This is a genomic window from Wolbachia endosymbiont (group A) of Sturmia bella, from assembly GCF_964030905.1.
Classification (GTDB): Bacteria; Pseudomonadota; Alphaproteobacteria; order Rickettsiales; family Anaplasmataceae; genus Wolbachia; species Wolbachia pipientis.
Genome location: NZ_OZ034988.1, coordinates 699,549 through 723,618, shown reverse-complemented (window position 1 = coordinate 723,618; position 24,070 = coordinate 699,549). Strand labels below are relative to the sequence as shown.

Sequence of the window (24,070 nt, the reverse complement as noted above, 5' to 3'; positions counted from 1 at the left end):
AAACTATTCTGCCGAGCTTCCAATACCTTTTTTTAAGTTTTACTTGCAGTTTTTATTGTTTTACTTAACATTAACCCAAACTTTAGGGGTATTTTATGGATCAGAAGACAGATAAGTTTCCACAATTTTTAAAAATGTTGTGCTTTGTTGAAATGTGGGAACGTTTCTCTTACTATGGAATGAGGGCACTTTTGGTCCTATTTTTGACTTCTCACTTAGGTTTCACTGATGAGAGGGCCTTTACTATTTACTCATTATTTGCTGCAACAGGTTATTCTATACCAATACTTGGAGGTTTTTTAGCTGATAAGTTGATGGGATTCCGCAACATAGTGTTGCTTGGAGGGATAGTGATTATAGCAGGTCATGCTTGCATGTCATTGGTTAAGTTTGAACCAGGTTTATTATATTTAGGTTTATCTCTAATAGCCATAGGTACTGGTATGTTTAAAGGGAACGTAACTAACTTACTTAGTTCATGCTATGGCAAAGACGATCCTGAACGTAGCAGAGGCTTTACTTTATTTTACGTAGGTGTGAATATTGGAGCAATATTGGCTTCTATTTCATGTGGTTATGTAGCCCACTTGTTTGGCTGGCACTACGGCTTTGGTTTAGCTGGTATTGGGATGTCTATAGGGCTAATCTTTTTTCTCAAATTTCAGAATCTTTTAGGAGATAGCGGCCTTTCTCCTTATCCAGAGCTTATGAATAAGCGCATATTAGGGATTAAAATTTTTGGTATAGTATTGATAGGAAGCTTTCTGTCATCATCAATAATTGCTAAAATGCTTATACATAGTGAATTTTTTACTAATATGCTCATATTTATTGGAATAACAGCTCTGGGCATATTTATTTATATAATATCTAAATTATCAGCAGAACAAAGACGAAAATTAGTGGCATTATCTATTCTTGTGGTATTTTTCTTGTGTTTTTTTGCTTTAGAAATGCAGCTTGGCTCTTTGGTTAACTTATTCACCGAAAGAAACGTTATTAACAATGTATTAGGTATAACAATCCCAGCTTCAGTTTCTCAAGCCATAAATCCTTTGTCAATTATAATATTTGGCTTTCTTTTTGGAACATACATGAAGTTTAAGCAAAAATATGCAACTTCCATGTTTACCCTTGGCCTTCTGACAATGGCTATGTGTTTTTTCACACTGTACATAGGATGTTTAAACTCTAGCATTGAAGGTAAAGTAGAATACTTATATTTAATAATTGCTATCTCCTTTATGGGACTGGGAGAATTATGTATTGCTCCATTAGTCCAAGAACAAGCAACTACACTAGCCCCCAAAAACCTTAGAGGAGTAGTGATGGGTATAGTAATGCTGTCATTAGCGTTTTCTAACCTAGCCGGAGTTGCAATATCAAAATTTATGTCAGTTCCTTCAGTAAGTGGTAAAATAAATTATTTAGAATCTTTAGAAATATATAAAGAGGGTTTTTTAAAGGTGGGAATATTTAATTTAATGCTCGTTATTGTATTTTTATTCTTCTTCAATTTTATACATAAAGTTGTTACTAACTCATCTTGTACAAAAAATTGATATAGGTAAGCTCAAATTTGTAGGTTTAAGGTACCCGTTCAGCAGAGGTAGCAATTAAACTTTGTAACTTTTGAAAAAGATTATTATTGCATTTTTTCAATACTCTTTGCTTAAGATTTATATTTAACGCTGCTTAAAATCAGTGAAATGCACACCCCAGCAAACTACTCTGCCGAGCTTCCAACACTTTCACATTTACTATTTTGTCCCTGTATTTATCTTCAGAATCATCAATGCACACTGATTGCATATATGGGCTTTTACCAATAATTTGGTTTTGGTGTTTACCTTTTTTATCGCTAAATAGAACAGGTATAGTTTTATCTACCATACTCTGGTTAAACTCAAGTTGTTGCTTACTAATTAATTTCTGTAAACGAAGAAGGCGCTCTGTTTTAACCTCTTCTGGTACTTGATCTTTTCTTTCCGCTCCCGGTGTGCCTGGTCTTGGGCTGTATTTAAAACTATAAGCCTGAGCATATCTAACTTTTTCTACTAATTTCATAGTTTCTTCAAAATCTTTTTCGGTTTCTCCAGGAAAACCAACAATAAAATCAGAAGAAAATTCGATTTCAGGTTTCAATTTGCGAAATCTGTCTATTATTTCCAAATACTCCTCTGCAGTGTGTTTCCTGTTCATCGCGTGCAATATTTTATTCGAACCAGACTGCACAGGCAGGTGAACAAACGGCATGAGCTTTGGCTCTTCCGCATGTGCCAAGTAGAGAGATTCATGCATATCTCTTGGATGAGAAGTTGTATAACGAATCCTCTCTAGCTTTTCAATTTTAGCAATATGACTAATTAATTTTCCTAAATCCCACACTTCCCCTTCGCACTCCCCATGGTAAGCATTGACGTTCTGACCAAGCAAATTGATCTCATTTGCCCCATTTGCAACTAATTTCAATGCTTCACGAAATATTTCATTCACTGGCCGTGAATACTCAGCTCCACGAGTATAGGGCACTACACAAAACGTACAAAATTTATCACAACCCTCTTGTATGGCAAGAAACGCAGAAGACCCCTGGCTATTGCCATAGCATTCATCTGGCAATTTATCAAACTTTGCAACTTCAGGAAAATCAGTGTTTATTACATGACCTTTACTTCTGCTTGCTTTGACTATCAGCTCCGGTAAGGTAGCGATACTCTGCGGACCAACAACAATATCAACAAAAGGAGCCCTTCTGAACACTTCTTCTCCCTCTGCTTGCGCTACACACCCAGCCACCACTATAGTCATTTCTTTTCGTAACGAATGAATCTTCCCAAGCTCTGAGTAAAGTTTTTCTGCTGCCTTCTCTCTAATGTGACAAGTATTCAGTATCACTAAATCGGCTTTCCCTGCATCACTAACAATGTTGAACCCCAAAGGTTTAATTACATTTTCCATTAAAACGGAGTCATAAACGTTCATCTGACAGCCGTAAGTTTTAATATATAGGCCTTTCATATTTGGTATGTCTTTTTCAAAATTTCTTCACCCTACACGTAAATGTCTAACAGACCAGCGCGTGACGCTAGTGAACTTGCTAGCACAATAGATTTTGACAAAATTATACGAAAAACTGGATCCCAGTGTCAAGCACTGGGATGACAAGTTCTCGGCAACCCCTACGTCATACCATCACGGTATCTCTAGATCCCGCTAACAAGTAGCGGGATGACGGTTGTCAGGGTGTCATGAAAGTAGCTAACACTGGCTTCCATCCAAGAGGGCAGTGCCCTCTTCTTGTCATCCCAGTGCTTGACACTGGGATGGCTTTGTTGCATCGCTACTTATGAAAGGCTAACTATAGTTAGGATTATAAGTAACCCATTGAAAATCTTGTTTTTTTGCAATCAATCTGATCAAATTTAAGAATAGTAATTTATTATTTATATTAATAAATTTAATTCTATTGAAAATAGCTAAAGCATTGAAATTCTTGAATTTTAGCCGGATTAGTGAGTGGTAGTGAAATTTCTTTTACTCAAATTTAGGTATTCACTGACCGTTCTTATTATAAATACCAGAATAATAAGCTACTGATATTCTCTACCTTTTTTATCTTTATCCATCATAGCTAGCGATGCAACAAAGCCCACTGGGATCCAGGAAAAAGAATGGTGTCATGCAAGTAGCTAACACTGGGATCCAGGAAAAAGAATGGTGTCATCCGAGTAGCTTGACACTGGCATCCAGGAGACTTAATTGCAAGTAATGCATTGAGTTTGGTGAGTATGGGTTTTGCGTTATAGAATGAAGCACTTTTGGTGAATTTGTAAAGAAAGCTGGATCCCAGTGTCAAGCACTGGGATGACAAGAAAGGGAGCACTGGAATTTTTATTTCAGTATTGTACATTAGCCATGCATCTGAACAGATACGAGCTTTCTGCTTTTTTTGGGTAAGGTCAGTCAAAAAGGTTTTACAACAACCATAATAACTATAACTATTATCAATACTGTAACTGCTTCATTTAAAACGCGAAAATAAATATGTGACTTCTTATTCGAACCCATTGCAAAATTTTTCCTATATTTTGCAAGTAGCATATGAATAATTAACATCAAAAGTATTGCAAATGCTTTTACATGAAACCATCCTTCACGATATGCTTCCCTAATAACCATTAGTGTAATTCCAAGACCAAGTGAGAAAAGCATTGCAGGGTTTATGATATATCTAAGTAGCCTCTTTTCCATTGTTTGAAGCAAGCTATCATTTTCCGATCCCGGTTTTACAGTTGCATGGTAGACATAAAGCCTGGGTAAATAAAGCATACCTGCCATCCACATGATAACAGAGATAACGTGAAAAGCCTCAAGCCAGTGGTAATAGTTCATTAGCAAAAATTTAAAATTCCTGGTATTGTGTTAGTTTAATGAAAAAGAAATCGATATGAAAGCAGAAAATTTCACTAAAGAACAGATAATTGGATTCTACAGGAAAATGCTACTCATACGCAGATTTGAGGAAAAAGCAGGACAATTATATGGGATGGGATTAATAGGCGGGTTCTGTCACCTATCAATAGGACAAGAAGCAGTTGCAGTTGGAACTCAAGCTGCATCAAAATTAGGTGACGCTTTTATCACAAGTTATAGAGACCATGGCTTAATGCTCGCATGTGATTCTGATCCAAATGTTGTAATGGCAGAGCTTACCGGCAAAGAAACAGGATGCTCGAAAGGTAAAGGTGGTTCGATGCACGTATTTGACGTTGAAAAAAAATTCTTCGGCGGGCATGGAATAGTGGGAGCACAAGTTCCAATTGGCACAGGAATAGCATTTGCTAATAAATATAAGAAAAAAGATAATGTAGTATTTACATATTTTGGCGACGGTGCTGCAAATCAAGGACAAGTATATGAATCGTTTAATATGGCATCTTTGTGGGAGTTGCCTGTGGTTTACATCATAGAAAATAATGAATACGCAATGGGAACCTCCGTGCAAAGGTCAACTTTAGTAACAGAGTTATATAAAAGAGGAGAAAGTTTTGGTATTCCTGGAAAACAAGTTGATGGAATGGATTTTTTCTCTGTTTATGAGGCTACAAGCGAAGCAGCGGAACACACACGCAGCGGAAAAGGGCCTATCCTGCTTGAAATGAAGACATATCGATATCGCGGTCACTCAATGTCAGATCCTGCTACTTATCGCTTAAAAGAAGAAGTTGAAGATATGAAGCAAAATCATGACCCTATAAGCACTTTAAAGAAATACATGACAGATAATAAAATGGCTTCAGAAGAAGAGTGCAAAGTAATTGATAAGGAAATACGTGATTTAGTAAAAAAGTCGGAAGATTTTGCCAAAAATAGTAAAGAACCAAGCGTTGATGAGCTGTATACTGATGTTTATAAATTTGTTAGCTAATTTTTTTATCCAGAACTGTACAAACATTGTATAGTAAACGATGTCATCCAAATAGCTCCTTCTCCCGTCATCCAAGTGCCCTCCTTTTTTTGTCATCCCAGTGCTCTGACTACTTGGATCCAGCTGAGTTGGTGAGTATAAAAGTATAGCTAACGCAAGCTCTACGTCATGCCGCCGCGAACCGTCATACCGCGATTCATTCGCGGTATCTCTAGATCCCGCTAACAAGCAGCGGGATGACGGTTGTCAGGCTAGCTGTCATCTCAGTAGTCTCCTTCTCCTGTCATCCGAGTAGCTGACACTGGTTCCTTTATGACGGCAGTAGCCCCTTCGGTGTCATTCCAGTGCTTGACACTGGAATGACACCAATAATTGACATTTCACTAGATATTCATTATAAATAATGGAATGCTGCAAAGTATAAAAACCATATTAATAGAAGACGATAACGTTAGGCTGGATAGGTACATCAGAAGAATCTTTCCTGATCTAAAGCAATCTGTAATTGAAAAATCTTTAAGGAAAGGATTAATCAAAGTTGATGATTGCAAAGCAAAGTCCAGTGATAGAGTAAATTCTGGGCAAACTATAACGCTGAAGCACTTGAATTATATTGAAAACGCTAATTCTGATCGCAAATATAATGAAAAGTTAGTGAATCTACTAAGAGAGAACATATTATATGAAGACGAATATATACTAGCTATAAACAAACCCGCAGGGGTCATCGTTCAAGGTGGCGTAAAAGTAAAGATTAGCATGAGTGATTTGCTTGACCAAATAAGAGAGGGAGAAACATTTAAAATTGTCCATAGGCTAGATAGAGATACGAGTGGAGTGATAATATTCGCACGCAACGCTAATGTTGCCAGATACCTTATGGAAGAATTTAAAGGACGAAGAGTAAAAAAAACTTATTTAGCATTAACTTCTGGCATACCGAGCAAGGATAGTGGAACAATAGACTATCCATTGGTGAAAAAATATGTTTCAGGTCAAGAAAAAGTGGTCGTTGATGAAAATTCACCTCAGAATGCCACTACGCATTTTTCAATTATAGCAAAATCCAAACACAATGTTGCTTATTTAAAATTACAACCAATTACCGGCAGAACCCATCAGTTACGTGCACATTTAGCTCATATAAATTGCCCTATTCTTGGTGACGGTAAATATGGTGGTAAAAAAGCTTTTATTGATGGGATAGCAAATAAAATTCACCTTCATTCGCATTCTTTATCTTTAAAACTGCCAAACAATAAAGAAATCACTATCACCGCTCCTATCACTAAACACATCGAAAAATCCATTGAAGCGCTATTTTTCGACTGAAACGATTTCACCAATCAACTTTTCTGTCTTTGGCTTTAATTTGAAGCACAGATATTAGGCTAATTAATGCGCAGGCAGTAAGATAAATGCCTGCTGCAAGTTTTGTTTCGGTTTTTTCTATAAGCCACATGCATATGTATGGAGAAAGGCCACCAAAAATTCCTGCAGATATATTATTTGCTAAGCTTACGCCAGTGCATCTTACTTTTGTTGGAAACAGTTCACAAATAACAGAACCATATATTCCAAAAGATGCACCTACTGGTATAGTAATCAATAAGTAAGTTATTATTACGACATAGTGGTTAACGGAAGATAATAATGGTAATACACATGTACCAATCAGAGATAGCATAATCAGTACAGGAATCATTACGCGTTTTCTTCCAACTTTATCAGATAAAATTGCAAAAAGTACCGCAGATGCTGCAAATACAACCTGTATTACTATCCTCATTAAATCTTTAACACTAATAGATAAAATAACTAGCTCTTTTATTGATATATTATAAAACATTATTGCTGCGTAGACAATTGCATTCTGAGCAATTCCCAGATTGATTGAAATAATAAGCGGTCTTTTATAGTTTCTTACTAGTTCTAACAATGGTGAATGTGCTAAATTATTAGCGTACTTATTAGTTTTATATGCTAAGCTTTCTTTTAATATGTACCTAGTTAAAAAACCTATTGTCCCCCAAAAAAAGCAAAAATAAAAAAGCAACTTCCATCCCCATATTTCATAGTTCTCACCTGTAACTCTTTTGCAGATAAATATCATTGTTATGCATAAGAGCGTTCCAAGGGCTCCGCTAAAGGGCTTCATACTTCCTAAGAAACCTAGATTTTTTTTATCTTTTGAATGCTCTATCGTAAATGCTGTATTAATGCTTGTTTCACCTCCTGCAGTTATTCCTTGCACTATTCTACAAAACACAAGCAATACAGGTGAAAGCAACCCTATTTCTTTATACCCAGGTATAATTCCCATAATTGTGGATGATATTGAAATTAATATTGCTGAAGTAAGTAAAGTCTTTCTTCTGCCATACTTATCTCCCATATAACCAAAAATTACTGCACCAATTGGTCTAAACGCAAAACCAATTGCAAAAACACCAAGGAATTTGAGTGTACTCAAATAATGATCTTCTGATGGGAAAAAAACGTTGATGATTGTATCTGTTAATACTCCAAAAAGAGTGAGTTCATACCACACAATCATGTTACAGATCATGCCCGATAGTATTGCTTTTTGGATATTATTCATGGTCTTTCAATTTAACATAACCTAATATATCATTAACCGGTGCTCCTTGCTATAAAATTTTTCATTCAATAACCTTCAAGGATAATTCACGTAAATGCTTATCCTCCACCTTGGAAGGAGCACCCATTAGAACATCTTCACCTTGCTGGTTCATAGGAAAACAGATTACTTCACGAATATTTGGCTCATCAGCAAGCAGCATAACTATTCTATCAACTCCTGGTGCTATTCCACCATGAGGAGGAACACCAAATCTGAATGCACGTACAAGTGCACCGAATCTTGTATCAACTTCTCCCCGGCTATAACCTGCAATGGCAAAAGCTTTATACATGATATCCAGTTTGTTATTACGAATCGCCCCACTTGACAGTTCTATTCCATTGCAAACAAGATCATATTGGTAAGCAAGGATATCCAGTGGATTTTTGTCCTCTAAATCTTTCAGACCACCGTGTGGCATGGAGAATGGGTTATGAAAGAAATCGATTTTTTTACTTTTATCGTCATATACAAAATATGGAAAATCAATGATCCAACAAAACTTGAAGATATTATCATCTATAAGACTGAGTTCTGACCCTAAAAGAGTGCGTACTTTTCCTGCAATGTTTGCCGCCTCATTCTCTTTGTCAGAAGCAAAAAATACACTATCTCCTGGCTCTATGTTTGTTGCTTCTCTTATGTGGTTTAGCCTATTTTCATCAAGAAATTTAGCAATTGGGCCTTTCGCAGTTCCATCTTTATCAAACGTTATATATCCGAGACCCTTAGCACCGAATTCTTTTTGCGCATGTTCTATCTTTTTATCAAAGAAGCTGCGTGGTTCCTCTGCTGTTTTAGGTGCAGGGATGGCTCTCACTACCATACCACGCTCAATATTGCTTTTGAAAATATTGAACCCTGAATCACGAAAAATTTCTGTAACATCGCTGATTAATAGTGGATTACGCAAATCTGGCTTGTCAGAACCATACTTAAGCATTGCCTCTTTGTATGTAATGCGTGGAAAATCTTTATCGACAGACTTGCGAGAAAATTTAGCAAACACTCTATATAAGGTAGACTCAATAATCTGAAAGATGTCTTCTTGAGTTACAAAAGACATTTCAAGATCTAGCTGATAAAACTCTCCCGGAGAACGGTCAGCCCTTGCGTCTTCATCACGAAAACACGGTGCAATTTGGAAATATTTATCAAACCCTGAAACCATGAGCAACTGTTTGAAAATCTGCGGAGCTTGTGGCAATGCATAGAACTTGCCAGGATTTAGCCTGCTTGGCACTAGGTAGTCGCGTGCTCCTTCAGGAGAGGAAGCAGTGAGTATTGGAGTTTGAATCTCTAAAAATCCTCGCTCTATCATGAGCTTGCGGAGCTCTGCAATAATTTGTGAGCGCAAAATAATATTGTTGCGGACTTTTTCACGTCTTAAGTCAAGAAATCGATATTTGAATCTCATGTTTTCTGGGTATTCTTGCTCGCCGGTAATGCTTGCCAATATACTTCTTTCTTCTTTTGCTATTTCTTCATCAAAGTGGAACTCAACTTCCGACTCAACGCGCAAATTGTTGACTATCACCTCGATTTCTCCGGTAGAAATAGAGCTGTTTACCGTATCTTCAGTTCTAGCTTCAACTATTCCTGTAACAGTAATTACACTCTCCAATTTTAAATTTGATATCTCATCAAAAAAGTCTTTGTCATTATTAAATACTAGCTGAGTGATTCCGTAGAAGTCTCTTAAATCAACAAAAATTAGGTTACCATGGTCGCGCTTACGATATAACCATCCAGAAAGGGTAACTTCCTTTTCTACATCATTCTTTCTTAATTCTTCACACGTGTGAGTCTTGTAGCAGTTCATATTTGTTTCACTTCTAAATTCTTTAAAAAGTATAGAAATAAACCTTACCACATACAAGCCCATTCGTCAGATATTTGTCCAGTTTACGAAATAGAGCAGTATTACTTTTATACTGTCTTTACTCACACAAAAATTGCACAATTTCTATAATTATGGTATAATGTGGCGTAAGCTGAGTACAGAAAATGTCTTTCGGACAAATTATTATATATAGTATAGCATTACTTGCTATAGTCAAAGTATTTCTCTTTTTGAGAAAAATATACAAAAATCGCATTAGAAAAATCATATTTCCTAGAAAAGTTTTTAAAGAAGAGTGGGAAGAAGACAGAAAATTCAATGAATTATATCAAAAAAATAAGCAAAAAGAGTTGATGAAACAACAGGAAATACTGCGTGAGAAGCAAAAAGATGTGCAAGTTTATAAAGAAGATCCAGAAATAGTTGACATAGCAAAACCGGTAGGTAAATGGACAAAGATGGTTATGATGGGTAATGGTTTAATGCAGCGTTTTGCACAATTGATACATAGAGAAGGCGGACAGAAAGGATTTTGGGAGCTGTTTGTAAAAGCTCAGGCTTCAACTCAAGGTAAACATAAGGGAAAGGGCAGATAATCCATGCTTGAATGTGAAAATTTATCCTGCACTCGTAATAATAAGGTACTATTTAAGAATCTCAGTTTTAAAGCTGAGCTAAAATCAAAGATTCTAATCACTGGTCCAAATGGTAGTGGTAAAACCAGCTTAATTAGAAGTTTATCTGGACTTTTACCGCCGGTATCAGGCAATATAAGGCACTGCGGAAAAGATATATATGATGATCCAAAATCCTATATATCTTCTATGGTCTATATAGGCCATAAGAATGCCTGTAAAGATAGCTTAACTGTTGCTCAAAACGTAGAATTCTGGGCAGGAATACGAAATACTAGAGAATTGATTGTGGCAGCTATTTGTTGCTTGCAGTTGCAACCTGTACTTAATATTAGATATGGCGAACTTTCTGCAGGCTGGAAAAGGAGAGTTGCGCTTGCTCGCCTCTTGATTTCTAATGCAAACGTTTGGCTGATAGATGAACCATTTTGTAATCTTGATAGTGCAACGTGTGAATTAGTGCTGAACCTAATCTCAATACGCTCTGAGCAAAATGGTATAGTAATTATTACAGGGCATAGCTCTACAGAGCAATTGTGTGATTTTACAACGATTGATATACGTAATTTCAATAGACTTCTTGTATAGTTTTTGGCAACAACCGCTAGAAATAAAAAACTTGCTTGACAAACTCCGCCAGCCCCCTTATCATAAACACTGAAGCTATTTATTTATCTTCTCTGTACAGATTAAATGACAAAAAAACTCACGTATCTTGCGTCTCATGTTTAATTTTTTGCACTATGTGCACCTTATGTCTTTATCAAACTTCTACCTACATAAGCTGAAACGCGCTTATAAAGCGTTTAAAACATAAAAAAACGCCAACTTAAAAAATGGATAGTGAATAACTAGCTACCCTAGGGTTTCTTTTGCCTTTTTTTCTGTTTAGTAAATTTCTTAAATATTTATAGCTAAGGTTAGTTGCATTTAAAAGCAGCTGAGTCGCGGTTATTAAGCGTTTAGAATAAAAAAACGCCATACTTGAAAGTATAATGTAAGTAATTAGCCAACCACGGGGCTTCTTTTGCCTTTTTTTCTGTTTAGTAAATTTCTTAAATATTTATAGCTAAACGACAACCGTCATCCCGCTGCTTGTTAGCGGCTAAGGGATACCGCGAAGGGATACTGCGAATGAATCGCGGTATGACGGTTAATTATTCTGCGGCGGTATGACGTAGAGCTCGCGTTAGCTATACTTTTATACTCACCAACTCAGTATCCAATCTGGATCCAAGTAGTCAGCTACTTGGATGACAACCTGTTGAGGCTGCGCTTACACATTCCACTTTCTATGCTCACCAAACAAATTTGCTTACTCGCAGCAAAATTTTCTGGATCCAAGTAGTCAGCTACTCGGATGACATCCTTGTGTTTGAGGCAAAACCAGCTATAACATTTCTTCGCAAACAAATGTTCGTACAGTTGTGCGCGTGATGCTGGAATCTAGACAACAATTAGATCCTATTGTCAAGCAATAAGCTACATGTGCTATTTATTTAGTAGATTAAATATGAAGTTTAAAACTCTGCTATTGACTTCCTGTAGAACTAGTGAAAACCAAACTTGCTTAAAACCACTTAATTAGTTATAGTTATAAGTTTAGGTACAGTAAAATGACAGCTTTTGTCCCCTTGATTATTTTTTTAATCTTGTATCTTGGAAGTGGTGCTTATTTTTCTTTTATCGGAACTGATAATCCACTTCATCAGGTTTCACCAGTAATCTGCTTATTACCAGCACTATTTTTTGCTGTCTCACGTGGTACAAATAAAATTCAGCATAACATCGATACTGTTATCAAGGGCATGGGTGACAAAAACACCCTTACTATGTGTTTAATTTTTTTATTTTCTGGAGCATTTTCTGCGGTGACTCAATCAATCGGTAGCGCAGACACTGTTGCTAATTTAATTCTTAATTTCCTTCCAGCAAGATTACTGCTGCCTGGAGTATTTTTGGCTTCTGCTTTTATTTCAACTGCAATTGGCACATCTATGGGAGTTGTTGCGCTGATGGTACCTATAGCTGTTAATCTGGCAAAAAGTGGAGCTTTTGGTCTCGAAATAGGAACTGCAACTGCAGTAGGTGGTGCCGTGTTTGGCGATAACCTTTCGATGATATCTGATACCACCATTGCATCTGTTTCTTCACAGGAAGCTTCAGCAAAAGATAAACTTAAAATGAACTCTAAAGTTGCACTTATTGCCAGCATTATAACACTCATCTACCTAGCAGTTGCCTCAAATAGTACAAAAATTATTTCTATATCAAATTTAGATTATTATTCTATAATAAAAATTATTCCTTACATTTCTTTAATAATCATGGGGCTGCTTGAAGTCGCCACTTTAGTAACAATAACTATAAACATAATTATTGCTGGTGTGCTAGGAATAACTTTTTTTGACTATGCTATCATTCAATTTCCTCATGACGTGTATGACGGTTTCAAAAAAGTAAACGAAATAGTGATATTTGCTCTATTTATCGGTGGATTGAGCCATATAATGTACAAGCAAGGTCAAAAAGCGTTGCATAAACTCATCGATGAAAGCAATATCACAAAAACTAAAGCTGAATTTGTGATAGCAGGAATTGCGTCTATGTTTACTACCTTAGTTGCCAATAATACCATTGCTATTTTACTAAGTGGTGGCATTGCAAAAAGGCTCGCACAAAAACACAGTATTGCGCCACATCGCAGCGCATACTTATTAGATGTTTTTGCTTGTGCTACAAAAGGTATCTTACCTTATGGTTCCCAACTATTGCTAGCAGGTAGCATCGCCTCTGTATCACCTATTTCTTTATTAACACAGGTATATTATTGCTTTATTCTAGCGGCAGTTACAATAGGCGAAATAATCATCAACAGCAGAAAAGAGAAACATTGTGCGGCTGCAACTTAGAGTTTCTCTTTTTTTACCCATAAGGAACGGAATTACTTGACACCCTTCGCCAACCCCCTTATCATGAAACTGAAGCTATTTATTTATCTTCGCAATCTGTGCAGGTTAATGACAAAAAACTTAGGGTATTTGGCGTCTCATGTTTAATTTTTCGCACTACGTGCATCGCATGTCTTTAAAAATTTCTGGGTTTTTACCTATATAAGCCGAAACGCGCTTACAAAGCGTTTAAGACAGCAAAAAACGTCAAATTGACAAGGGAGAATTTGAATGCTAGCTACTACGGGGTTTCTTTGCCTTTTTTCCTGCTTAGTAAATTTCTTAAACACTTGCGGTGTAGGTTAGTTGCAAGTTAAAAGCAGCTAAATCGCTCTTAATCAAGCGTTTTAGAATAAAAAAAACGCCGATATTTTAGTACATAGTAAATAGCCAACCACCATGGGGCTTCTTTTGCCTTTTTTTTCATTTGGTAAATTTCTTAAACATTTATAGTTGCAATTTAAGAGCCCGTAAAGGGTGTCATTCCAGTGCCCCTGTGATGTATTCCAGTGCTTGACACTGGAATACAGTTTTCCATATAATCTCATCGAAAATGTTGTAACCACTTTCCATGCTAGTTTGCTTGTTCACAAGCAAACTTTTCTGGATCCCAGTGTCTGGGCATTGGGATGACAAGAGAAGGTACTAGCCTGACACCCTGACAACCGTCATCCCGCTGCTTGTTAGCGGGATCTATGCTAATGCCCTTTTATTCTTTCAATTATGTTATTTCCATTTAAATCTGTCTGTTCCGCAACTTCAGTGAATACAGTTGAATACTCCCTAAAACTGATCGTCATAACTTTACCCTACTTTGAATAATATTTTGATCATTACATATTGTAACAAAAAAAAATCAACTCATTTCTTCTAACGGCTCTATATTAAGATAGAAAGTCCAGAAGCAATGACGTGTGCTAAGGCTTGGACAAGTTGCAGCGGTGAGATCTTTCTTATATTTTTAATTGTGTAATCTTCTGTGTTTGTAAATGTTTTTTCTATACCCCACTGCAGTAATAAGTACTTTACGTTCTGAATGATTTATGATGTAAATTATACGGTAGTTGCTAACCCTTATCCTATATTGCCCTCTAAAGCTATGACATAAAGGCTTTCCTAGATTAAAAGGATCAACTGTAAGGCGTTTCTTTATGGCCTCCTGAACCATTAATTTAATCTTTGCCGGAAGAGCTGGAATTTCTTTTTCAATAACATTTTTTAAGAATTTTATAGTGTAAGTTTTATTTCCAGATGTTTTCATCATCCTCTACTTCTTCTTCACCTTCAGAGAGGCGATCGTCAGCTATTTTGGATAGCTCTACATCTTCTTCGAACTCTTCTTCCACTAAATCTACTAAAACTTCAGGAATAGTTTTATTTTGAGTCTCTGCCATTTCTGTAAGATACTGAGCCAATTTACTGTCAAAACTTACATTAACATTGAGCTTTTTTTGACTGTGAGCCATATATTAACCAGAAAATACTACTATAAACTATAACATTTTTACTTAATTTTGTCAACTTCTCTATTCGTTGAAAAAACAATCTTGCATAAAAAAATCAACTCATCTCTTCCAAAGGCTCTATATTGAAGATAGAAAGTCCAGAAGCGATGACGTGTGCTAAGGCCTGCACGAGAAACATTCTTGCAGCGGTGAGGTTTAAGTTGTCTTCCAGTATGAAACGCATGTTTAAATCACTCTTGCCATACCCCCATAAAACGTGAAACGCTTCTGCAACTTCAAGTAAGTAGAAAGTAATTCTGTGTGGCTCACAAAGCCTTGCTGCAATTTCTACCACATCTGGCCACTTTGCTAAGGTTTTTATGAGGAAGAGCTCTCCACCTGTCCTTAAAAGTGAAGGATCTGCTGTTGGGAGCTCTTTTGGAGCATTACGCATTAACGAATGAGCACGAGCATGCGCATATTGCACGTAAAAAATAGGGTTGTCTTTTGACTGTTCTTTAACTTTAGCAAAATCAAAGTCCAAGACCATATCATTCTTGCGTGTTAGCATTATAAAACGAGTTATGTCCCTGCCAACTTCTTCCACTACATCTCTTGCTGTTAGGAAGTTTCCTGATCTTTTGGACATCTTAACAGGTTTGCCGTTCTCGAAAAAATTCACAATATTATGCAGTTTTACCTCTATTTTTGCTTGATCATCACTGAGCGCAGAGACGACTGCTTTGAGTCTTTTGACATAACCGCCGTGGTCACTACCAAGCTCTACGATCATATTGTTAAAACCACGCGATATCTTATCAAAATGGTAAGCGATATCCGAGGCAAAATAAGTCCAACTGCCGTCCTCTTTCTTCAATGCACGGTCAACGTCATCACCAAATTTTGTAGAGCGAAATAGCATCTCTTTTCTGGAAGTCCAATTTTCGCTTTCTTTGCCTTTTGGTTTCTCCAGGTACCCTTCATACACTAGACCCTTGTCAGACAATATCTTTATACTCTCTTCAATTTTGCCACTTTTTTGTAGCTCATACTCTGAAGTAAAAACATCATGATTTACTCCAAGTAAGTTCATGTCTTCCTTTATGATTTCTAAGATAGAACTTAAAGTATAGTCTCTAATCACTTGATTATCTTGCTTTTCTAGAAGCTCTGCGCCATATTTTTTGGCCAGCCCAGTCCCTATTGGTTTTAAATATTCACCTGGGTATAAACCTTTTTCGATGCTGATTTTTTCTCCCAGAGCTTCCTTATACCGCAAATATACTGACCGAATTAGCGTATCTATCTGCGCTCCAGCATCATTAATATAGTATTCCTTAGTAACTTTATAACCAACTTTTTTCAATAAATTTGCCAGAACGTCACCAAATACTGCCCCTCTTGCATGACCAATATGCAGTGGACCAGTTGGATTTGCAGATACAAATTCAACATTAATGGCCTGATTGTTCCCTATATCTAGGGTGCCAAACTCTGTTTTTAGCTCATTTATTTGTTTTAAAATTCCATGCCACACTTCTATTTTTAAGTGCATGTTGATGAAACCAGAGCCTGCTATTTCCACTTTTGCAACTTCATCAAAAAGTTCAAATTCTTTGGCTAAAACCTCTGCAATTTCAATGGGATTCTTCTTTTCATGCTTTGCAAGCACCATAGCAACATTTGTGTAAATGTCTCCATGGACTCTATTGCTTGGAGGCTCTATGATAAAGTTTGCTGCACTTGTGCTTATAACACCCCTTTGTTTCAACTCATTCAATTTACTAAAGATTAGAGAGGAAATCTGCTTAAAAATGTTCATTCACTATATTGCTATAGAATCTATAGCAGTATAGTGAATAAGTGGGACTAGTTGAAGGTTTATCTTAACTATTTTATCTTCCTGGATCAGAGTTTATATTAAGTCGTTGCCGTAACCATGGTAAGAGAAAGCCATACCTTCGCTGTAACCATCATTACCAGCATCAGGCTCTTCAACATCATCAGTTACTACCTGATTTTCAGTTGTGATTTTATCCTTGATCGTCTCGTCTACACCCTCATCACTATAAGAAAATTTGTTAGTATATGAATAGCGATTATTGATTTTATCACTATAGTTATGTTTTAACATAGAGACCTCCTATACAGTCAAAATTGGAATTACATTAAGATAGAACAAGCTATGAATATAACGTGAATGAAAGAAACTACAGATCACGAAATTTCCGGATAACTATGGAACCATTATAAAATAATATAATTAAAAATTTAATAATTTTAATTATAAATCTAGCATATCAACTAACGGTATGATTTAAATTTTCTTTCAATTCCACTGTATCTTCGCCAGTTTTGCATACAGCCCGTCTTTACTCATTAGAAAGTCATGAGTTCCTACTTCTTCTACTTTTCCATGATTAATTACTATAATCTTGTCAGTCTTGAGTGCGGTTGATAGCCTGTGTGTAATTACGATTGTTGTTCTGTTTTGCATTAACTTGCTCAATGCTTTTTGCACGAGGTTCTCACTTTTGTAATCAAGGGCAGAGGTTGCTTCATCCAGTATTAAAACCTGAGGATTGTTGAGTATGGCCCTTGCTATTACAATACGTTGTTTTTGTCCTTCAGAAAGTTTTAATCCTCTTTTTCCTACAAATGTATCAAATTTATCAGGCAGCTTATCAATAAATTCCATCGCATAAGCGCTGATGGCTGCTTGCTTCACTTCCTCATATTCGGCACCTGGTTTGCCATATAGTATATTTTCCATTATTGAGCAAGAAAATATCATGTGATCTTGTGGCACTAAGCCAAACAACGATCTGAGGTCATTTAGCGCAATTGACTTAATATTGTGCCCATCGATAGTAATGCTACCTTTGTTTGGATCATGAAAACGGAGCAGAAGCTTTAAAATGGTGCTTTTACCACTGCCAGATGGTCCAACAATTGATACTGCTTGACCTGCCTCTATAGAAAATGATACGTTATCTAATGCTGGCTTATCAGCATAAAAAAATGTTACACCATTAAACGAAATTCCTTTTTGAACACTATAAATTTTTATAGGATCATCGGCATCTACTATAGAGCTTTTCATATTTTTAAATTCAAATAAACGCTCTACTATTCCAAGACCTCGTTGTAAATCACTGATATTATCGCTCAAATTATTTATAGCTCCTGCCGCAAGCGCTGAATAAAACACAAATGAGGAGAGTTCTCCAATAGTTATATTATTGCTTAAGACTTCTTTAATACCAAAAAAGAGCAAAACAACTAGTGAACCTATCACACACGTGATAACTAGAGTTACTAGAATAGCACGCAAGAGTACTAATTTTACGTATGATTTTGATACTGAGTTTAAATACTCCTTAAAACGGGTTTTTTCATTTTCTTCGAGTACAAACGATTTGATAGTCACTATAGATCTAAAATTTTCCTCACTAAATGACGCAAGCTCACTTAATTTATCCTGGGCAAAGCGTGCATAGCTACGCACTTTTTTTCCAAGTGAGGTCATGATAATGAGTAGTATAGGTATTATTGCGGCTGCATACGCAGTTAGTTGTATATTTGTATATAATAACATAGCAACACTGCCAATCAGAATCACAAAATTTCGTAATATGGTTAGTAAGCTGCTGTTTATTATTGATTGCAGCACAGAGGTATCAGTAATTAACGCTGAGATAACATCTTGTACGCCTGTGTTCTCAAAGAAACTTGGTTGCAAGTTAGTGATACTGCTATATAAGTCATATCTGATTCTTGCGATAACTTTCTCGCTGCCAATGCCAATGAAATATAACCGAGTAAATGCAGTGAGAGAAATGGCTAAAACTATAAGTATTGCAACTAATAGTTTGGTAGTAAAATTGTGCTCTGTGCCAGAATCAATTATATTGCTTAAGCCTCTGCCAAAGAGGAGGATCGTTAAGGCTGAAAATAAAACTGCAATAAAAGCTATGACAAAATAGGATAGATTAGGCTTTATATAGTAAAATAACTGCCTAATATTAGATCGCATCTTATTTTAAAGTTTCTAAAGTTAAGTATATAGATTTTAGTTTCAGGGGAAAGGGGAAAGGTGTAGTATGAAGCAATTTAGGTTCTGCAGCTGTTGTGATTTTAGTCCACCAAGAAAGGGTAGTAGCTCGCAGAAACAAAAAACTTACTTGACAAACTCCGCCAGCCCCCTTATCATAAAATTGAAGCTATTGCATTTGCTTTCGCCAATCTGCAGATTAAAAGGTAAGGATTACTTAATGTATCGGCGTCTTATGTTTAATTTTTTGCAGTACATAGATACTGTATGTCTTTACAAAACTTCATCTACATCTAGATTTTTATCTAAATAAGCTGAACGCGCTTATAAAGCGTTACAAGACATCAAAAAATGCCAATACTCGACAGAGATAGTAAAAGACTAGCTAACTCGGGGATTCTTTGTCTTTTTTTCTGCTTAGTAAACTTCTTAAACATTTGCAGCGTAAGTTAGTTGCAATTAAAAGCAGCTTAATCTTGCTTGTCAAGCGTTTAAAACATAAAAAACGCCAATATTTTAAAGCGGATAATAACCCCAGGGCTTCTTTTGCCTTTTTTTTCATTTGGTAAATTTCTTAACGTTTGTAGCTAAACGACAACCGTCATCCCGCTACGTGTTAGCGGCTAAGAGATACCGCGGCGGTATGACGGTTTGCGGCGGCATGACCTCGTCATTCCCCTACGTGTTAGCGGGATCTAGAGATACCGTGACGGTATGACGGTTCGCGCGGTGGCATGACCTCGTCATCCCGCTACTTGTTAGCGGGATCTATGTTAAGGTATGACGGTTAAGTAAGGGATCTATGTTAAGAGATACCGCGGCGGTATGACGGTTCGTGGCGGCGTGACGATAAGCTCGTCATCCCGCTACGTGTTAGCGGGATCTCTTGTTAGCGCCGCGGCGGTATGACGGTTCGTGGCGGCGTGACGATAAGCTCGTCATCCCGCTACGTGTTAGCGCCGCGGCGGTATAGCTATACTTAAAAATATGGTTGAATAGTTGTTAATAATAGTGTATAATTATTAATATTTTTAAGCACTTTGGCTATGGCTTTATCTAAGTTTCTCGACCCTAAGCTGGATTTAACCTTCAAAAAAATATTTGGCACTGAAAAAAATAAGAATATTCTCGTACATTTTTTGAATGATATTTTAGGGTTTACCGAGATAAATACTATACAAGAAGTGGAATTCCTCAGTACTATAATGGATCCTGAAATTGCCTCTGATAAGCAAAGTATAGTTGATGTTCTTTGCAGGGACTCTAGTGGGAACAGGTATATAATTGAGATGGTGCGACCTGAAAGCCTTCGGTCATATTGTTTAAAAGGAGAGGAATTCATTCAGAAAGAAACTGAAAGGATTCTAAAGCTTATTGAACCAGATGTTTTGCCATCTGAGTCTACGCATCAGTGCGAATTGGGTAACCAGTTGGTGCCGAGCGACGCGGACAATGAACCTCCTCTTGATAAAGAAGATGCTCAATCGTGAGAGAAAGCATAAACTACAAGCATCATGTGGTTGGAGGGCTAGGCTTAGTGGTATGGTGAACGTAAGTGAAGCTTCATAAGTATCGTAACGATTAAAGAGCTAAAGATGCTGATAAGCTCCGACCAAAAGGTAATGTGACATTTTTCATTTCTGGATGTACGCAAATCACCGGTATAGAGAAGCCACCTAACCCACTATTGTATGACAAAAGGAACAGGATAAGCCTGTATTTTCGCCTATATGGCAGGCAACCCGCAAGGAATGCTGATGGATGTGCAGGTAAAGGATAATGGAGAAAGCGAATGCCATTTTGTAACGAAATGGATAGAATTTGTAACATTAATTCGCGTGAAAACGAGCAGACTTCCATTTGGTCCCTCATGACAAGAAACTTTGTTAACCACTTAAGGTAGGAAAGCAGATGATTACAAGTACAACTGTAAGTGCACCTACCAATAACTCCGAAGCATGGAACCAGTTACCCTGGAAGAAATGCCAAAAAGTTGTTATGAGGCTACAGAGGCGTATTGTTAAGGCTGTCCAACAAGGCAGATGGGGTAAGGTGAAAACTTTACAACACCTTCTCACACGCTCTTTTAGCGGCAAAGCTTTGGCGGTTAAGAGAGTAACTGAAAACCAAGGAAAAAACACAGCAGGTGTAGATCGTCAAATATGGTCAACTTGCAACACAAAATTTCAAGGAATAAAGCTATTAAAACAAAGAGGATACAAACCTTCTCCGCTAAAACGGATATACATCAGTAAGTCTAATGGCAAAAGAAGACCTCTTGGAATCCCTACGATAAAAGATAGAGCCATGCAAGCATTATACTTGTTTGCTTTGGAACCGATAGCTGAAACGATCAGTGATCGTCACTCTTATGGTTTTAGACCAAAAAGATCCTGCGCAGACGCTACTGTGGCTTGTCACTTGTTACTGGCAAGCCGTAACCAACTACAATGGATACTCGAAGGTGATATTAAAGGGTGTTTTGATAACATTAACCATGAATGGCTCATGAAGCATATTCCTATGGAGAAGAAAATTCTTCATAGCTGGTTAAAAGCTGGCTTCCTAGAATCAAAAACTCTGTATTCCACAACTGCAGGTACCCCACAAGGTAGTATCATCTCTCCAATACTAGCAAATCTAGCCCTAAATGGACTTGAAAAATCATTGGAAAGTCAATTTGGTAAACTTGGCAGTAAAAGAAGAAGCAAAATCAGAAGTGGAGTAAATGTAATCAGGTACGCAGATGACTTTATCATTTCAGGAATCACACGTGAAGTACTGGAAAATGAAGTAAAACCTCTAGTATCGTCCTTTCTTCAGGAGAGAGGTCTTATCCTTTCCGAAGAGAAAACAAAAATTACATCTATTACAACAGGGTTTGACTTTCTTGGTTGTAATGTACGCAGGTATAATAAGAAGTTAATTATAAAACCTTCAAAAGAAAGTATTAAGAAACTTCTTAATAAAGCACGTACATTGATAAAGGCAAACATAGCGAACACTCAGGCCGTACTAATCAAGTTGCTCAATTCCCTATTAAGGGGATGGGGAAATTACTACAGCCATGTGTGTGCGAAAAGAGCTTTTAACAAAATAGACCATGAAATTATGTGTGCTCTATGGAAATGGGCAAAGAAAAGACATCCTCGTAAAGGATTACGTTGGATAAAGAATCGTTACTTCAAGGTAATGAAACAACGCCAATGGGTCTTTGCTGCACCCATATGCAAGAACAAACCGAAAGAGATAAGGTATTTAAGACTGCTTAGGTTGATTGATATACCTATCAGACGACATGTTAAAATCAGGGCGGATGCAAATCCACTTGACTTAAAATGGAAAAAGTATTTTGATGAAAGAGTGAAACAAACAAAAATGTTAGCAAGCTCTTTCTCAAGAGAAGGTTCTCTACTGTTGGTGTCACCATTAAGAATGATGTTTTCTGAGGAATCATGAAGGACAAGCCGGTTCGAGAAAAGAAGGACTTAGATAAGGGGCTCAAGCGTAGTGTGGGGAAACCTGCATGCTGCGTTTCTAAGGGAGGGAGTAGTAGCAATACTACTTCCTTACCTAACCAAGTTGCCAAAACTAAAGGCTTTGAAAAACGTGCCCAATACTATGCAGCTAAAGCGTATTCAAGACAAGCCGATAAAGATGATCAATACCAAGACCTTAAGGAAATTATCTTCATTGCTATAGCAGATTGTATCCTGTTTCCGGACAAGTCTGAGTATAAATCAAAGCATACTATTCGGGATGAAGATACTAATGAACACGATCTAAAAGATTTTTACTTCATATTTATTGAATTGCCAAAATTTCCAAAAACCAAAGAGGATCAGCTTTCAAATATAGTTGAAAAATGGATCTACTTCTTTAAATATGCAGATGAGACTAGTGAAGAAGAGCTGGAAAAAATAATAGGTAGTGATGTAATAATTAAAAAGGCATATGAAGAACTAAATAGATTTAACTGGTCAGAAAAAGAATTTATTGCCTATGAACAGGAAATAAAACGTATTCTTGATGAACAGGCTGTCCTCGCTCAAAAACTTGATGATGCTACTGAAAAAGGTAGAGAAGAAGGCATCCTTATCGGACATGAAAAAGGCAGAAAAGCAGAGAAAATTGAGGTCGCAAAGAATCTACTAAAAGCAGGTGTTTCTATTGATATTATAGCTCAAACTACTGGTCTTACAGCTAATGAAATTAAAGACTTAAGCTCTTTGGATGTTTAGATGAACATCTTTGTACTAGATGAAAACCCAGAGATTGCGGCAAAAATGTTATGTGATAAGCATATAGTAAAAATGCCATTAGAAACTGCTCAGTTATTAAGTAATGTTTTTTCAATAGCATTAAAAGCGCCAAATCCTTTTGTTAGTGTCATAGATCAGGATATAGAAGTTCCATATAAACTCACTCACAGCAATCATCCTTGTTCTTTGTGGGCTAGGCAATCGAAAGGAAACTTTTGTTGGTTGATAGAGTATGGAAAAGAATTGTGTAAAGAGTATACACAGCGATACAAAAGGAAGCATAAATCAGAGGAAGTAATAAATTGGTGTGATAGTAATAAGGATTTACTCATTTTTCGATCAACTGATATGCAAGCTTTTATACAAGCACTGCCGGATCAGTATAAATGCAGCAGTGCTGTGGAAGCTTATAGGAGATATTATCTCAAGGAAAAGATGAGATTTGCTAAGTGGGAAAATGGCAGAGAAGCACCAGATTGGATAATCTGCTACACAACACCACAGCTAATACAGCTCATAAATAGAGAAGCCATCCAAATCGGACATGAAAAAGGCAGAGCCGAAGGCAGAAAAGCAGAGAAAATCGAAGTTGCAAAGAATTCACTTAAGGCCGGTGTCTCTATAGATGTTATAGCTAAAATGATCGGCCTTTCTATTGATTACATTAAGGACATTCAAGAAGAAAAGTTTTAGCCATAACGTTTTTTTTATTAAGTCCTCTATTCTAGTAATTTTTATGTTGCAATCCATTCTAATGTATGTACGATGCCTTTTTTATATAAATACTTAATAGGAGGGGTTAATG

General features: G+C 36.7%; 20 protein-coding genes and 1 pseudogene. 11 read left to right on the top strand and 10 right to left on the bottom strand.

From position 1 onward, the window contains the following. Nucleotides 1-95 precede the first annotated feature (95 nt). Nucleotides 96-1,562 (top strand): peptide MFS transporter, encoded by a 1,467-nt coding sequence (locus ACQH3L_RS03345; RefSeq protein ID WP_425384594.1) that lies wholly within the window; start codon nt 96-98, stop codon nt 1,560-1,562. Nucleotides 1,563-1,701: 139 nt separating this feature from the next. On the opposite strand, the gene miaB is transcribed toward ACQH3L_RS03345, so the two are convergent. The 3 genes from miaB to hemJ all read right to left on the bottom strand — a co-directional run bounded on the left by miaB (nt 1,702) and on the right by hemJ (nt 4,395). After that, nucleotides 1,702-3,021: a tRNA (N6-isopentenyl adenosine(37)-C2)-methylthiotransferase MiaB gene (gene miaB, locus ACQH3L_RS03340; protein WP_425384593.1), complete on the bottom strand. Its 1,320-nt coding sequence runs from the start codon at nt 3,019-3,021 to the stop codon at nt 1,702-1,704. A gap of 613 nt (nt 3,022-3,634) precedes the next feature. Beyond that, nucleotides 3,635-3,913: a hypothetical protein gene (locus ACQH3L_RS03335; protein WP_138265071.1), complete on the bottom strand. Its 279-nt coding sequence runs from the start codon at nt 3,911-3,913 to the stop codon at nt 3,635-3,637. Nucleotides 3,914-3,966: 53 nt separating this feature from the next. After that, on the bottom strand, nt 3,967-4,395 hold the full coding sequence (gene hemJ / locus ACQH3L_RS03330; RefSeq protein ID WP_010082641.1) for a protoporphyrinogen oxidase HemJ: 429 nt from the start codon (nt 4,393-4,395) through the stop codon (nt 3,967-3,969). A gap of 55 nt (nt 4,396-4,450) precedes the next feature. Between hemJ and pdhA the strand changes: the two genes are divergently transcribed. Then, a complete protein-coding gene (pdhA, locus tag ACQH3L_RS03325; RefSeq protein ID WP_006279887.1) occupies nt 4,451-5,431 on the top strand; it encodes a pyruvate dehydrogenase (acetyl-transferring) E1 component subunit alpha in 981 nt (326 codons plus the stop codon). Nucleotides 5,432-5,839: 408 nt separating this feature from the next. Beyond that, nucleotides 5,840-6,763, top strand: a complete 924-nt coding sequence (locus ACQH3L_RS03320) for an RluA family pseudouridine synthase (RefSeq protein WP_006279888.1) — start codon at nt 5,840-5,842, stop codon at nt 6,761-6,763. Nucleotides 6,764-6,770: 7 nt separating this feature from the next. On the opposite strand, the gene ACQH3L_RS03315 is transcribed toward ACQH3L_RS03320, so the two are convergent. Beyond that, the gene (locus ACQH3L_RS03315; RefSeq protein WP_425384592.1) at nt 6,771-8,033 is read right to left on the bottom strand and encodes an MFS transporter; all 1,263 of its coding nucleotides are present in this window, start codon (nt 8,031-8,033) and stop codon (nt 6,771-6,773) included. Between the two features lie 61 nt (nt 8,034-8,094). After that, on the bottom strand, nt 8,095-9,897 hold the full coding sequence (gene aspS / locus ACQH3L_RS03310) for an aspartate--tRNA ligase (RefSeq protein ID WP_038198726.1): 1,803 nt from the start codon (nt 9,895-9,897) through the stop codon (nt 8,095-8,097). Between the two features lie 185 nt (nt 9,898-10,082). Here aspS and ACQH3L_RS03305 point away from each other — a divergent pair, with 185 nt between their 5' ends. The 3 genes from ACQH3L_RS03305 to ACQH3L_RS03295 all read left to right on the top strand — a co-directional run bounded on the left by ACQH3L_RS03305 (nt 10,083) and on the right by ACQH3L_RS03295 (nt 13,465). Then, on the top strand, nt 10,083-10,514 hold the full coding sequence (locus tag ACQH3L_RS03305; protein ID WP_010082661.1) for a hypothetical protein: 432 nt from the start codon (nt 10,083-10,085) through the stop codon (nt 10,512-10,514). A gap of 3 nt (nt 10,515-10,517) precedes the next feature. Further along, nucleotides 10,518-11,141 (top strand): heme ABC exporter ATP-binding protein CcmA, encoded by a 624-nt coding sequence (gene ccmA / locus ACQH3L_RS03300; protein WP_007548816.1) that lies wholly within the window; start codon nt 10,518-10,520, stop codon nt 11,139-11,141. 1,028 nt (nt 11,142-12,169) lie between these two features. Beyond that, nucleotides 12,170-13,465 (top strand): Na+/H+ antiporter NhaC family protein, encoded by a 1,296-nt coding sequence (locus tag ACQH3L_RS03295; protein WP_425384591.1) that lies wholly within the window; start codon nt 12,170-12,172, stop codon nt 13,463-13,465. Nucleotides 13,466-14,465: 1,000 nt separating this feature from the next. On the opposite strand, the gene ACQH3L_RS03290 is transcribed toward ACQH3L_RS03295, so the two are convergent. The 5 genes from ACQH3L_RS03290 to ACQH3L_RS03270 all read right to left on the bottom strand — a co-directional run bounded on the left by ACQH3L_RS03290 (nt 14,466) and on the right by ACQH3L_RS03270 (nt 18,985). Further along, nucleotides 14,466-14,768 carry a type II toxin-antitoxin system RelE family toxin gene (locus ACQH3L_RS03290; protein ID WP_233395579.1) on the bottom strand — a complete coding sequence of 101 codons (303 nt, stop codon included), beginning with the start codon at nt 14,766-14,768 and terminating at the stop codon, nt 14,466-14,468. Next, nucleotides 14,746-14,970 (bottom strand): hypothetical protein, encoded by a 225-nt coding sequence (locus ACQH3L_RS03285; protein WP_010962565.1) that lies wholly within the window; start codon nt 14,968-14,970, stop codon nt 14,746-14,748. Before ACQH3L_RS03285 ends, ACQH3L_RS03290 begins: the two co-directional genes overlap by 23 nt. 94 nt (nt 14,971-15,064) lie before the next feature. Next, nucleotides 15,065-16,771 (bottom strand): arginine--tRNA ligase, encoded by a 1,707-nt coding sequence (argS, locus tag ACQH3L_RS03280; RefSeq protein ID WP_010962564.1) that lies wholly within the window; start codon nt 16,769-16,771, stop codon nt 15,065-15,067. Nucleotides 16,772-16,864: 93 nt separating this feature from the next. Beyond that, nucleotides 16,865-17,083, bottom strand: coding sequence for a hypothetical protein (locus ACQH3L_RS03275; RefSeq protein ID WP_425385001.1), 219 nt, complete (start codon nt 17,081-17,083; stop codon nt 16,865-16,867). A gap of 195 nt (nt 17,084-17,278) precedes the next feature. Continuing rightward, nucleotides 17,279-18,985 carry an ABC transporter ATP-binding protein gene (locus tag ACQH3L_RS03270; protein ID WP_425385000.1) on the bottom strand — a complete coding sequence of 569 codons (1,707 nt, stop codon included), beginning with the start codon at nt 18,983-18,985 and terminating at the stop codon, nt 17,279-17,281. A gap of 1,064 nt (nt 18,986-20,049) precedes the next feature. Here ACQH3L_RS03270 and ACQH3L_RS03265 point away from each other — a divergent pair. The 5 genes and pseudogenes from ACQH3L_RS03265 to ACQH3L_RS03245 form a co-directional block, all read left to right on the top strand. Next, a pseudogene (locus tag ACQH3L_RS03265) lies at nt 20,050-20,295 on the top strand (PD-(D/E)XK nuclease family transposase); the annotation flags it as partial. Between the two features lie 438 nt (nt 20,296-20,733). Then, nucleotides 20,734-20,877: a hypothetical protein gene (locus tag ACQH3L_RS03260; protein WP_173862902.1), complete on the top strand. Its 144-nt coding sequence runs from the start codon at nt 20,734-20,736 to the stop codon at nt 20,875-20,877. 37 nt (nt 20,878-20,914) lie between these two features. Further along, nucleotides 20,915-22,462: a group II intron reverse transcriptase/maturase gene (gene ltrA, locus ACQH3L_RS03255; protein ID WP_006280223.1), complete on the top strand. Its 1,548-nt coding sequence runs from the start codon at nt 20,915-20,917 to the stop codon at nt 22,460-22,462. Continuing rightward, nucleotides 22,459-23,244, top strand: a complete 786-nt coding sequence (locus tag ACQH3L_RS03250) for an Rpn family recombination-promoting nuclease/putative transposase (RefSeq protein ID WP_425384999.1) — start codon at nt 22,459-22,461, stop codon at nt 23,242-23,244. Before ltrA ends, ACQH3L_RS03250 begins: the two co-directional genes overlap by 4 nt. Beyond that, nucleotides 23,245-23,958, top strand: coding sequence for a pyrimidine dimer DNA glycosylase/endonuclease V (locus ACQH3L_RS03245; RefSeq protein WP_015588934.1), 714 nt, complete (start codon nt 23,245-23,247; stop codon nt 23,956-23,958). It abuts the gene before it with no gap. Nucleotides 23,959-24,070: the final 112 nt, after the last annotated feature.